This is a genomic window from Jiella pacifica, from assembly GCF_010500815.1.
In the GTDB taxonomy this organism is placed as follows: domain Bacteria; phylum Pseudomonadota; class Alphaproteobacteria; order Rhizobiales; family Rhizobiaceae; genus Jiella; species Jiella pacifica.
Map to the genome: position 1 here is coordinate 172,063 of NZ_JAAAMG010000001.1, position 12,922 is coordinate 184,984.

10 protein-coding genes are annotated in these 12,922 nt (G+C 64.4%); 5 read left to right on the forward strand and 5 right to left on the reverse strand.

The window, feature by feature from the left end:
* Nucleotides 1–130: 130 nt before the first annotated feature.
* A complete protein-coding gene (locus GTK09_RS27950) occupies nt 131–1,411 on the reverse strand; it encodes a c-type cytochrome (RefSeq protein WP_163460583.1) in 1,281 nt (426 codons plus the stop codon).
* Nucleotides 1,412–1,606: 195 nt separating this feature from the next.
* On the opposite strand from GTK09_RS27950, the gene GTK09_RS00785 reads away from it, so the two are divergent.
* Nucleotides 1,607–2,335 carry a 3-deoxy-manno-octulosonate cytidylyltransferase gene (locus GTK09_RS00785; RefSeq protein ID WP_163460584.1) on the forward strand — a complete coding sequence of 243 codons (729 nt, stop codon included), beginning with the start codon at nt 1,607–1,609 and terminating at the stop codon, nt 2,333–2,335.
* A gap of 4 nt (nt 2,336–2,339) precedes the next feature.
* Complete coding sequence (locus GTK09_RS00790) at nt 2,340–3,305, forward strand: prephenate dehydratase (RefSeq protein ID WP_163460585.1); 966 nt, start codon at nt 2,340–2,342, stop codon at nt 3,303–3,305.
* 214 nt (nt 3,306–3,519) lie between these two features.
* Here the strand turns inward: GTK09_RS00790 and GTK09_RS00795 are convergent, their stop codons facing one another.
* Nucleotides 3,520–4,407, reverse strand: a complete 888-nt coding sequence (locus GTK09_RS00795) for an alpha/beta fold hydrolase (protein WP_163460586.1) — start codon at nt 4,405–4,407, stop codon at nt 3,520–3,522.
* A gap of 164 nt (nt 4,408–4,571) precedes the next feature.
* Nucleotides 4,572–6,761 carry a lytic transglycosylase domain-containing protein gene (locus GTK09_RS00800; protein WP_203560826.1) on the reverse strand — a complete coding sequence of 730 codons (2,190 nt, stop codon included), beginning with the start codon at nt 6,759–6,761 and terminating at the stop codon, nt 4,572–4,574.
* 312 nt (nt 6,762–7,073) lie between these two features.
* Between GTK09_RS00800 and dapA the strand changes: the two genes are divergently transcribed.
* Both dapA and smpB read left to right on the forward strand, forming a co-directional pair.
* Entirely contained in the window at nt 7,074–7,955 is an 882-nt protein-coding gene (dapA, locus tag GTK09_RS00805; protein WP_163460942.1) for a 4-hydroxy-tetrahydrodipicolinate synthase, read from the forward strand.
* 161 nt (nt 7,956–8,116) lie between these two features.
* Nucleotides 8,117–8,587, forward strand: a complete 471-nt coding sequence (gene smpB / locus GTK09_RS00810; protein ID WP_163460587.1) for an SsrA-binding protein SmpB — start codon at nt 8,117–8,119, stop codon at nt 8,585–8,587.
* A 915-nt stretch (nt 8,588–9,502) separates the two neighbouring features.
* On the opposite strand, the gene GTK09_RS00815 is transcribed toward smpB, so the two are convergent.
* Both GTK09_RS00815 and GTK09_RS00820 read right to left on the reverse strand, forming a co-directional pair.
* Nucleotides 9,503–9,841 (reverse strand): hypothetical protein, encoded by a 339-nt coding sequence (locus GTK09_RS00815; protein WP_163460588.1) that lies wholly within the window; start codon nt 9,839–9,841, stop codon nt 9,503–9,505.
* A gap of 26 nt (nt 9,842–9,867) precedes the next feature.
* On the reverse strand, nt 9,868–10,722 hold the full coding sequence (locus GTK09_RS00820; protein ID WP_163460589.1) for a hypothetical protein: 855 nt from the start codon (nt 10,720–10,722) through the stop codon (nt 9,868–9,870).
* Nucleotides 10,723–11,174: 452 nt separating this feature from the next.
* Here GTK09_RS00820 and GTK09_RS00825 point away from each other — a divergent pair, with 452 nt between their 5' ends.
* The gene (locus GTK09_RS00825; protein ID WP_163460590.1) at nt 11,175–12,875 is read left to right on the forward strand and encodes a hypothetical protein; all 1,701 of its coding nucleotides are present in this window, start codon (nt 11,175–11,177) and stop codon (nt 12,873–12,875) included.
* The last annotated feature ends 47 nt before the right edge of the window (nt 12,876–12,922 follow it).

The following is a 12,922-nucleotide window of genomic DNA, read 5'->3' on the forward strand; positions in this document are numbered from 1 at the left end:
ATTCGTTCATCTCGGCGGCGAGCCTGCGAGCTCGGCCGGTCGGATGGACGGCGGCCGGGAAAAGCGAAAGCCCCGGCGACGAACCGGGGCTTTGCGGCATGGCAGGATGGCGAGCCGAAAAAGCGGCGGATCACTGGCCCGCCTGGGCGCCGTTCTCGTCGAAGCTGGCGAGGTAGGCGATGACGTCGTCGATTTCCTTGGGGTTCTTGAGGCCTGGAAACGTCATCTTGGTGCCGGGCGCGACCGCCTTCGGGTTGGCGAGCCAGGCGTGCAGTTCCTCGACCGTCCAGGTCGGGTGCTCCTTGGCGTAGTCCTGCAGCGCCGAGGAGAAGCTGTAGCCTTCGACGGCCGCGATCTTCTCGCCGACGATGCCGTTCAGCTCCGGCCCGATCTTGTTCTTGGCGCCTTCGCCGACCGCATGGCAGGCTCGGCACTTGTTGAACACCTTCTCGCCGGCCGCGGGATCTCCGGCGAGAGCGACCTGCGTCGCACCGCCCTCGGCGGACGCCGCTTCGCCGGCGTTGCCGGCAGCGGCCTGGTCGCTTTCAGCTGCGGGTGCCGCCGGCTGCGCGGCGGCGCCGTCAGCGCCCGAAGCGTTCGGCTCGCTGCCCGCTGCGGGCTGGTTCTGCGCCTCGCCGGAGGCAGCGGCGGCCGGAGGAGCCGGCTGTTCGCCCTGGACGCCCTCGGCCGACATGGTCGCCTCGCCGCTTTCGACCGGGGCTGATTCGGGGGCGGTGCCGGCCTCTGCCGGAGCCTGAGTCTCTTCGCCGCCTTCGCCCATCTTGGTGGTCGTCGCCGGATCGGTGACTTCCGCCGCCTGTTCGCCGCCGCCTGCCGCCGCCTCGCCTTCGGCCGGAGCCTCGGGCAGCGGTGCGGGGCTGTCCGACAGCGTGTGCAGATAGGCGATCAAATTGGCACGATCTTCCGGGCTCTTGATGCCGGCAAAGCCCATCTTGGTGCCCGGGACGTCGGCCTTGGGGTCCTTCAGGAACTCATAGAGGTGGTCGTAGTCCCAGTGAACCGAACCGCCCTGGGAGAACTCCTGCATGGCCGCGGAATAGGAAAAGTCCGAGACGGAGGCGACGGGCCGCGTCACGACGTCCCAGAGATGCGGGCCGACCTTGTTCGGGCCGCCCTTCTCGCCCGAGTGACAGGCGGTGCACTTCTTGAACACAGCCTCGCCGGCACCGGCGTCAGCGGTCTGCAGAAGGGCAGCGATCGGCGGATCTTCCGCCGCGGCTGCCGGCGCACCGGCGCCGCCCTCGGAGGGCTCCGCGGCGACGATCTCGTAGCCCGGCTGTTCCGGCGCCTCGGAATGGAACAGCCCTTCGGCAAGAATGCTGCCTCCGAACAGAACGAAGACGGTGCCGAGGATGGCGCCGAAGATCTTGTTGGCCTCAAACGAATCCATTGGCGGGACTGACCCTCCCCATCAAATGCCACAACTCAGCCGTCTCGGCAGACCCCCAGGTGAGACGCGCCGGACCGTAGGGTTTTTGCCGATTCAAGGCAACACCTGTAAAAGGCGCGCCGCCGGGGTCTTTTGTCACTTTCCAAACTTCGGCTCAAGCTTCGAAGAACGATTAAGGATTTCGGGCAGCCCGCCATGTCGACACTCATCCTCATTCCCGCCCGCCTCGGCTCGACGCGGCTCCCCAAAAAGGCCCTTGCCGACATCGCTGGTAAGCCGATGGTCGTGCGCGTCGCCGAGCGGGCGGTCGCGGCAGCGGCAGGCCGCGTCGTCGTCGCCACCGACGCCGAAGAAATCCGCCGGGCCGTCGAGGCGGCGGGTTTCGAGGCGGTGATGACCTCGATCGATCACCAGTCGGGCTCCGACCGCATCCATGAAGCCCTGCAGGCAGTCGATCCGAAGCGCGAGGCCGAGACGATCATCAATGTCCAGGGGGATCTGCCGACGGTCGAGCCGGAGACGATCCGCAGTGCGCTGGCGCCGTTCGAAAATCCGGCCTGCGACATCGCGACGCTTGCCGCCGAGATCGTTCACGATGCCGAGCGGGTGAACCCGAACGTCGTCAAGCTCGTCGGCTCGCCGACCGGGCCGAGGCGGCTGAATGCGCTCTACTTCACTCGCGCCACGGCGCCCTGGGGGGAGGGGCCGCACTATCACCACATCGGCCTCTACGCCTATCGCCGCGAGAGCCTCGAGCGATTCGTCTCGCTCGCACCCTCGGTGCTGGAACGCCGCGAAAAGCTGGAACAATTGCGGGCGCTGGAAAACGGGATGCGAATCGACGCCGAAATCGTCGATACGGTGCCGCTCGGCGTCGACGGGCCGGACGATCTTGCCCGGGCGCGCGAAATCTATGGAGCATGACCCCATGGCCGACGACCGTCCGATGATCGCCTTCCAGGGCGAACCCGGCGCCAACTCCGACATGGCTGTCCGCGACGTCTTCGGCGATGTCTACGAGGCGCTGCCGTGCCCGTCCTTCGACGATGCCTTCGCGGCGCTGAAGGGTGGCACCGTCGAGCATGACGGTCGCGAGCGCCGGGTCGCGCGGGCGATGATCCCGATCGAGAACACGCTGGCCGGCCGCGTCGCCGACATCCACCTCCTGATGCCGGATTCGGGGCTGCAGATCGTCGGCGAATATTTCATGCCGATCCATTTTCAGCTGATGGCGCTGCCGGGCGTAAAGCGCAGCGAGATCCTCAGCGTCTCCAGCCATATCCATGCGCTCGGCCAGTGCCGGAAATATCTGCGGGCGCAGGGCTGGAAACCGCAGGTCTCGGGCGACACGGCCGGGGCCGCCCGCGAGGTGTCGGAGGCCGGGGACCGAACGCGTGGCGCGCTGGCGCCACGGCTGGCTGCCGAATACTATGGCCTGTCGATTCTGGAAGAGGACGTCGAGGATTCGGCGAACAACGTCACCCGTTTCGTCATCCTCGCCAATCCCGGCCAGCAGCCCTTCGCCGACCCGGACGAGCAGCGCCTCAGCCTCTGGGCAGCGCGCGATCCGAAGAAAAGCGACGATGGCAGCCAGATGGTCAGCCGCGACGTCGTCACCACCTTCGTCTTCCGGGTGAGGAACATTCCGGCGGCGCTCTACAAGGCGCTCGGCGGTTTTGCCACCAACGGCATCAACATGACCAAGCTGGAAAGCTATCAGCTCGGCGGCAGCTTCTCGGCGACGCTGTTTTATGCCGACGTCGAGGGCCATCCGCACGATCCGGCACTCGGCCGGGCGCTGGAGGAGCTGCGCTTCTTCTCCGCCGAATACCGCAATCTCGGAGTCTACCGCGGGGCCGAGAATCGTCAGGCGCTGCTGCTGCCCGGTGAGTGAGGGGGGCTGACGTCGCCCTTAAGCAGGCTCGCCATCTCAGTCGCCCTCATCCTGAGGTGCGAGCGTAGCGAGCCTCGAAGGGCGAGGGCGCCGCACAAACGTGGGATCCCTCGCTCGCATGGTCCGAGTGCGGTGCCGGCAGAAGCCTCCTCGCCCTTCGAGGCTCAGCTTCGCTGCGCACCTCATGATGAGGGGGCTTCTGCTCCGACGCCTCTCATCGGCACCGCTGGGCAAATCCCAGTATGCGCTCGGGAAGCCCCGCCGTTTCGAGGAATGGGGCGTGGCCCTGGCCGGCCACCGTGACTGTTTCGATGGCGTCATGGCGCCGCGTCATTTCGCTCAACGTCTCGGCGGAGAACAACGCCGAGTTCTCGCCGCGAACGACGAACGATGGAATCGCCTTCATCAGATCGAACAGCTCCCAGAGTTCCGGCAGGTCGGTGGCGAGGTCCATCGCCCGCAGCGGCTCCAGGAGGCGGGGATCGTAATCGCCGACGATCGTCCCATCGCGCTCTCTGAAGCCGGCGCGAGCCATGCGTTCGAAATCTCCGCGGCCCATGGCCGGAAAGGTCGGGCCGAGCGACGACGCCACGGCTGCGACGGCGGTCGGCCAATCCGGGAAAGATTCCACCACACCCACCGTGTCGCGGATCTGCCGGAGGCCTGCGGTCTCGATGCGCGGGCCTGCGTCGTTGAAGACGGCGCCGGCAATGGCTGAAAGGCGCATCGCCGCGATGAGGTGGATGACCAGCGCACCGCGCGAGGTGCCGACGAAGACAGCGCGGGAAATGCCGAGATGGTCGAGGCCGGCGAGTGTGTCGGTGGCCTCGCTGGGCACCGTGTAGGCTTCGGGGCCGGAGGCGTATTGTGACAGGCCGCGGCCGCGATAGTCCAACGCGACGAGGGGTTGGGCGGGCTTCTGCGCCCGGATCGCATGGGCAAATTCGGTGAAGTCGCGGGAATTTCGAGTGAGGCCGGGCAGGCAGACGATCGGCAGCGGCGCGCCGGCATCGCCAGCCTCGCCGATCTCGCCCCACAGCCGGCCGGCCAGCCGCAGTCCGTCGTGATCGTAGAAGAAGGGTTCGCCTTCCGTGGTCGTCATTGCCGCTGCTCCCGTATCAGGCGGCGAAACCCGTCTGCTCCCCGCCGACCACGTTCGAGCTATCGCACCGGCGGCCGGTTTCGAGCCGGCGATCCGAATTTACACGACCGTGGTCGCCGCGCGGCCGCAGCCACCGCGACGATCACGCCATGGCCGTCTCGCCCTCAGCCCCGACGGCCGTTGACGAGGTCTCCCTCGATCGAGAAGGGCGCGCCGAGGCGCATCTTGTAGACCTGATAGTTCTCCATGATCCGCTGCACGTAGTTGCGCGTCTCGGTGTAGGGGATGCGCTCCACCCAGTCGACCACCTGGTCGAGCGACATGCCACGCGGATCGCCGAACCGCTCGATCCATTCGCGCGCCCGGCGCGGGCCGGCATTGTAGGCGACGAAGGTGAGCACGTAGGAGCCGGCGAAGTTGTCGATCTGGTCGCCGAGGTACTGCGCGCCGAGGGTCGCGTTGTAGCCGGGATCGGCGGTCAGGCGCTGCGGCGAATAGGCGACGCCGACCTTGCGGGCCATGCTCTTGGCCGTGCCCGGCATCAGCTGCAACAGGCCGAGCGCGCCGACCGGCGAGCGGGCCTTCGGGTTGAAGGCGCTTTCCTGGCGGGCGATGGCATAGGCCAGCGCCTTGCCCGAGGCCGAGATGTTGGCGCTTTCCGGGATCACGCCGATCGGAAAGGCGAGGGCAGGCGCGTCGATACCGCGCCAGTAGGCGATCTTGCCCACCTGCAGCACGAGATGATGGTCGCCGCGCCGCTCCGCCATGACCGATAGAAGAGCGAGCTCGCCGGGGCTGTCGAGTTCTTCGGCGAGGCCACGATAGAGGATATCCGCCCGCCAGTCCGAGCCGATCTGCTCGAGCCGCTGGATCGCCCTGACAGCCGGCCGGGACGCGAAGCGCTGCCGCTCGGCATTGCTCGGATTCGGAAAGGCGATCGGGCCGGGCCGATGGCCGAGGCGCGAGGCGGCGAGCTGGCCGTAATAGGTGGCGCCGTAATGGGCGGCGCGCTGGTAGTAGCCGCCGGCGCTGCTCGATCGCGCCGCCTCGGCGGCCCGTCCGAGCCAGTAATAGCCCCGCGACAGGGACAGCGGCTTGTTCGACATCTGGACGATGCGGGCGAAGTGCTGCGACGCCGTGGCGGGATCGCCGAGGAAGCGCAGGGCGATCCAGCCGGCATGGAACTCGGCTTCCACCGCCTCGGTCGAATCGAGCGCCGAATGGCCGGCGGCGATGCGGTAGGCCTGTTTCGCCTTGCCGAGATCGAGAAGGTCGCGGGCGACGATGCGCCGCTCGTTCCACCAGGCGTCGGGATCGATCAGCGTGGACGGATCGCGCGGCGAGTTCGCCAGGATTTCGGCGGCCTCGTCGACCTTGTGGGCCTTGCGATTCAGTTCGACCGCCGCGAGGAGATAACCTGGGTCCGAGCGCTGCGAGCGCGGCACGGCGGCGAGCAGCCGTCCGGCATTGCCCTCGTTGCGGATCACCGCCGCACGGGCGGCGTAGAGTTCGCTCGCCCCCGCCAGCTTGGCGACGCGGGCCGCGTCGCTCACCCGCTCGCGGTAGAGCAGCATGTCCATGCGATGCTTGTGGTCGCTGCGGCCGAGCAGCGTGCCGAAGGTCGACAGCATCCGGCTCTCGGTCGAGCGGTCCATCACCTCGGTTCGCCAGCTCTTCTGGATCAGCTGCTTGGCGCGGCCGACCTCGCCGACGGCGAGATAGGCCTTCGCCAGGGCCATGGCGCCCTCGGGGCTTTCCGGCGTGCTGCCGGCGAAAGCGGAGATCACCTCGCGGGCGGGGCGGTCTTCCCGCCAGATCGCCTTTTCGGAATTGATCCGCAGCGCCTTCATGCCCGGCCAGCCGGCGAGCGAGCGGGCGGCATTGGCGATGTCGATCGCCGGCACGTCGCTGCCGCCGGCGAGGGCGATCGCCCAGGTGAGAATGTCGCGGTCGAGGGAGCCGGGCGTCATGCCCTCGCGGATCGAGCGGGCGCGGCGGGCATTACCGTCGGAAAGCGCCTGCAGCCCGTCCTTGAGATGGCCATTGACCGCCGCGACCGGCGACATGCTGCGCGGCATCGCCGCGATCGAGGCGGTAAAGGCGGTCGCATCGGCCGGAACCTGCGCGGCCGGCGGCCGGCGGGGAACGGGAATGCCCGCGGGGATCGGGGCCGGCACCGCGGCGCCGAACCGGCCGGTATCGAGGCCGACGCCCATGGCGACGCCGCCCGGCCGCGCGGTCGGCACGGGGCCGAGATCGGGCAGGAAGTCCGTCTGCGCGAGAGAAGGCTGCGCGACCAGCGAGGTCGCCAGCGACACCAGCAGCAGTCGGGCAAGGCGCGAGGGCTTCGGCATGAACATCCTCATCGGGTGTCGAAACGTCGGTCGGAGCGCCGGCGATTTCGTTTCCGGCATGGTTGTCAATTCTTCCACGATCGCCGTTAAGCTCCTGTTACCGTCCGCATTCTTCCCGAAGCTCCGGACGACGACGAGGCCGCTTGTTTCCCCTTTCGAGCTTCAATATGGTCGCCCACCAGCGACAGCCTTGCGACGGTTCGCGCCGCTGGCCCGGGAGGCCGCCGTTCCCTGTCGCGCGGCCGGGCTGCAGCTCTTTCGGCGATAAAAACGAACTCCGCGGCATAAGTCCCGGAGGAGTGGGAGTGAATGATGTTCAATGGCTCGATTCCGGCACTGGTGACGCCCTTCGCCGGGGACGGCACGTTCGCGGAGGAGACCTTCGCCGACTTCGTCGAATGGCAGATCGCCGAAGGCTCGAAGGGGCTCGTACCCGTCGGCACCACCGGCGAGAGCCCGACGCTCAGCCATGACGAACACAAGCGCGTCGTCGAGGTCTGCGTCAAGGTCGCCGCCGGTCGCGTTCCCGTGATTGCCGGAGCCGGCTCGAACAACACCCACGAGGCGATCGACCTCGCGGTCTTCGCCGAAAAGGCCGGGGCCGACGGGCTCCTCGTCGTGACCCCCTATTACAACAAGCCGAACCAGCGCGGGCTCTACGCTCACTATGCCGCGATCGCCAAGGCGGTGTCGCTGCCGATCCTGATCTACAACATCCCAGGACGCTCGATCATCGACATGACCCCGGAAACCATGGGCCGGCTGGCGAGCGATTTCGCCAATATCGTCGGCGTCAAGGACGCCACCGCCAAGGTCGACCGGGTCTCCGAACAGCGGCTGACCTGCGGCACGGATTTCGTCCAGCTGTCCGGCGAGGATTCGACGGCGCTCGGCTTCAACGCCCATGGCGGCCATGGCTGCATCTCGGTGACGGCGAATGTCGCGCCGAGGCTCTGCGCCGAAATGCAGGCCGCCTGCGCCCGCGGCGACTATGCGGCGGCGGTCGAGATCCAGGACCGGCTGATGCCGCTGCACAAGGCGCTGTTCATCGAGCCGAGCCCGACGGGGGTGAAATACGCCCTCGACAGGCTCGGCAAGGTGGCCAATTCCGTGCGCCTGCCGCTGGTGCCGGTCGAGGCTGCGACCGGCGAGGCGATCGACCGGGCGCTCGCCCACGCAGGTCTCGTCAACTGACGATCCGGCCCCGCGCCGCCGCCTGCCGTGCTACGATCTGCGGCAAGCGGCGCGGCTGCGCTGCGGCGGTCCCCCCTGGTGGCGTCGACCGGCAGGGACCAGATGTCGGGTCACCGCCCCAACTCAAAAGGACGTGCGCTTCACGCGCATCGCATTGAACCATGGCCAAAAAAAAAGCCGCCGATTCGAACGTCGCGGCCGAAAACCGCAAGGCGCGGTTCAACTACGAGATCATCGAGACGCTCGAGGCGGGGCTGGTTCTCACCGGCACCGAGGTGAAGTCGCTGCGCGAGGGCAAGGCGTCGATCGCCGAGGCCTATGCGACCGAAGAACAGGGCGAGCTCTGGCTGATCAATTCCAACCTGCCGGAATATCTGCAAGCCAACCGCTTCAACCACAACCCGAAACGCCGCCGCAAGCTCCTGGTCCACCGGACCCAGCTGAACAAGCTCGCCGGCGCCGTGCAGCGGGACGGCATGACGCTGGTGCCGCTGAAGATCTATTTCGACGATCGCGGCATGGCCAAGATGGAACTCGCCGTCGCCAAGGGCAAGAACGCCCCCGACAAGCGCCAGACCATCAAGGAGCGCGAATGGAACCGCCAGAAGGCGCGGATCCTGAAGGAAGGCTGAGGGCTTTCGGGCCTTCGATGCCGGCCTTTCGGTCCCTGTTTCCGGGCTTGCTCCGGTGCGGGTCGGAGCGTCACGGGGACCGGGTGGAGACGCCGCCCCTGGATTCTCGGGACGGGGCCCGAGAATGACGATGCGGGGATGGTTTCGCCCTCCCGGACATCGACGGACGCGCCGCCGCGAAAGCCACGAACCCCGCCGCTCCGCCCCCTGGACGCGAGGCCCGCGCAAAGACCCCGGCAGCGCGGGGCGCCCCGAGTTTGGCTGCAGTCTCCTCGCCGGGGCGCTTCGAAAAGCGCCGCAGCGATCAGGCTGCCCCAAACGGAGAGGACAGCGGAACGCCGGAGGCAAGCCCTCCGATATTCAAAGTCTAACGGCTCGCCTCCGGCGCTCCGCGCGGTGTCTTTGCGGGCCCTTGGGGCTTGCCACATCCTGCCCGGCCTTTCGCGGCTTTCGCCGCAGGGCCGCACCGAATGCGCTCACCGGCTGCCGGCGCTTCACCCGCCACGCCTTTTCAGCACGGCGACCTCAAGCGGACCGATCCGCACCCGCGCCATAGTACGCGAGGGGCCGGCGGAGCCATGACCCGTCCGGGACGCAAACCCCTCCGGAAGGGGCCACGCCGCGGACACCGCCCGCCGTCCCGAACGATCCCGGCGATCATTCGTGTCCCTCGGGACGGCGGCGAGGGGATTGTAGGGGTGGTGACTGGGGGCGGGGATATCTTTTTTCGCGGGCGCCCATGCGGCGGAGCGCAACCCCTTGTCTCTGCGCCGTTGCCGCGCTCGTCACGCCACATGACGAGGCGGCGTCCCTCCCCGTTTCGTCATCCTCGTGCTTCAGCACGGGGATCCATGCCTCCCCGCTTCCGCCGCCGATCGGATACCGGCAGGACGCCCGTCCGGAACCGGACTGCCCCTAACCGGGCGAGGCCCCGCCCCTTGCGGGCCGAGGATGACGACGCGGAGAGGCTGCGCGTGATCGGGACAGGATGGCGGCGACCTTCGCGGGCTCGTCATTCTCGGGACGGGGCCCAACAAAGACGAGGCGATGAAGACGGCGCCCGAACTTAAACGGGGTGCCGACCGTGGAAGGAGGCGGCAGCTCTGCGCCCGTGTTGGCCTTTCCTCCGTACAAAAGCAGTTCGCGGAAGCTGACATTCAGATTGATCGGGTTGCCAACCTCAAGGGGTGAAAAGGCGAGCGACAGGTTTAGGACAGCCACCCAGGGAGAGCCGTCATCGGCCTCATCGCTCATGTAGTCCTCTTGTTGGTTGAGAAACCTCAATAGCGCAGCTTCATGTAGTCCGGGATCGAGAATCGCTGCATGTAAGGCTGGGACCGCGACCGGTTCATAGCGTCCCAATACATCGCAACAGCCACTGGTTCGTCGATCTCCGCTGGAACGAGATAGCTATATCTCGTAACGTCGGCGGTCGAATTCGTCGGGACATGGAATGAACGCCGGAATTCAGTCTGAAGATAGTCGTAGATTGACCAGCGGATGTTGTTCAGGAACTCGCCGATCTGACTTGAATGATAGAAGAAAATGTCTTGGTGGAACCATTCGAAGAAATTTTCGACCGCAAGGTACGCCTCCTGTTCGCTCACAGAGTGCCCGGCCCGATCGAGCAGCTTACGCAGATGCCCGACATTCGTCGCGAGCCGAGCCAGGTTGTGCTTAGCCATGTCGCTGCACATCTTGATGTAGCGAAGGCGCGTGACCCGCAAATCCGCAACGACGCCAATCGCGGGTAGGTTCACACCCGTTGCCGTAAACTCTCGCTCAAGCCAGCTCGCAAATGCCTCGACCGTCGATGAAAGCCTCGTCGTATCGCGACCAAGCTTTGGATCAGTGCAAACCTGACGTAGATGAAAAAGGAACGTTAGATCGGAAGGACGGGCATTGCTGGGGGCCGGTTTGAGACCAAGGGGCACGGGATCTCCCTTGAACGCTCGTATCTCGGATAGGAAGTCGCCGAGCAGGATGACAAACAGCCGTGCCTGTTCGCTGGTCTGAAACATTAAATTAGACGGCTCACGCTGATCGGTCTTTACGAACATCGTCCAATTGACCATTCCATCAATCATTTCCCAAGTAGATTTGAGAATGATGATTTCACGCTCCGTATCGTTCATTGTCCACCAGCATATCTTGCGAATCGGTACTCTGTCGGGAACGCGAGGGGCATCGCAGCCCGGATCATATATAAAATGCGAGTAGACGACGGTTCTTGCTAGAATAAAAGTATTGCCTTGGGCGACGTGATAGGCTGCGATATAGCGGCGATTGCCATCGAATCGGTATTGGAGAGACCCCGGGCCCAAGCTTCGCGCTCATTCCGGTCGGTCAGACAAAATTCGTTTCGAACTAGCCCCTGTCGTCGCTGACGTGATTAGCTGGAGCGACGCCGCATGCCCTGGCGTACTGCTCGAAGTCCTTGCATTCGAATGAGTGCACTTGAAGGCCGCTGGTCCCTAAAATACTCTGGTCCTTGCGGGTGCTGGGTGGGGGGGGGATCATGCGTCTACCGAAAGATAAATGGCCGGATACGGACGGTAGCCGTGGCATCCTTCTATTCGCTCAGCTTATGAGCGAGATGCTGACCCCGACGACTTTTGAAAGCTTTCGGGTCTATTCCCTCGATACTATTGCCCGCGTCCATGAGGCGCTTGATCTGATCGACGACGTTCGCGACCAGCGTGTTCCCCGCGCCGTTCTTGACCCAATTGTCGACGAGATGAAGTGGTCTTTCGCCAAAGATCCGGCGGCGCAGAGCTTGGCGGCCGACGAGATCGACTCTTTGCTGACGCTGCTCGGCACCAGCTTCTCCTTGGATGATTTTTCGTCGCATCTGGAGTTCATCGAGAAGCTTATCGCCGTAGATTACAAGGCGACGATCGAGCACCTGCTGTTGACGCTTTTCGATCAACCGAAACAGCGCATGGACTACCGCAAGCTGATTGGCTTTTACTGCTCGCATCTGATCAACCTGGGCTATGAGCGAAACCATATCAGGCACGTCGTAGAGGAAACATTCTTTGCCCGGTCTGTGGTGAGGATGGGGCGCAAGACGCTCGAAAAATTCCTCGGCACGTTCGACGGAAAAAATCACCGTTATCTTGTTCAGGTCGGCGTTACTCGTGATTTAGGAAACTACCTGCGCGGTCTGGGCTTCAACGCATCAATGCGAATTACTGGTAGCGCCTATGAGGCTACCCTCGATCAGAACCAAAACGCCCACCTATTGCCGTCTGTGCTGGATTGGTCGGTGGAAACACTCGACCCCGAATCGGCAATGGACTCGGCCTATCAGGTCCTTAGCGCGCAGCGGGCTATCGTGTTTCTCGATCCGCACGGAATGCACTGTGAGTGGGGGCAGACGATGCACGTCACGCTCCATCGAGCGCAATCAGGCAGGGCAATCACAAAGTCTGACTTCTTTAACGAGAAACCTCGCCCGATCTCTACATCGAAGAAGGTAAGGCGCGTACCGCGCGCTCGTACCATCAGCAACTATGCTGCGGATATTGTGGGCAACTTCGACGAGCCGTCGACGGAGCGACTCGTCAGTTCGATCCGAACCGCCGCATTAGCGCGAACCTCCTTCAATTCAGAGAACCGGCTAATTTCTCTTTGGTCCGCGATTGAGGTGTTGCTAAGCGAACCGAGCGAAGTTGCGCGCATCGTACACTACGCGAAGCTGATTGTGCCGTGCATCGTCATGCGGCACGCCCGCCGCCAAGTCATCGCGACCTACAACGAGTTGCTCCCGCGTTATCGGAGTCGGCTCAACAAAATTATTATGTCGATGCCTACCGAGGCGCACGGTCAAGAAGCATTTGCCGAATTAATTTTCCTGTCCGAGAACGCACCCTACCAACAAAATTTGTGCAAGCTGCTGGCCAGCAATCCCCTTGCGTTACATCGGCTTTTCAAGCTTCAGCGCGACTATAGGACGATTAGGGCGGTTAACTGTACGATGGATGATCACTATGATCGCGTGCGGTGGCAAATCCACCGTGTTTACCGCGCCCGAAACCAGTTGGTACACGCCGGTCGGATGCCTTCGTATCTAGAATCGGTGATACTGAACTTGGCAGAGTATTACCGCTCTGCGATCGTTACCATAGTCGGTCGGGCGAAGAAGGAAGAGGTGAAATCTGACATCGACCAAGTCGTGTCGGAAATTGGCATCAAGTATGGAATCATGCGAAATCATTTTAGAAAAGGCAAGCCCGACACACCCTTGACCAAAGAGCAGGTAGGCAAGATAATGGATATTCGATGAATATACTCGTGCAATTATAATTATTGTCAGTCGATTCTGACTAATCT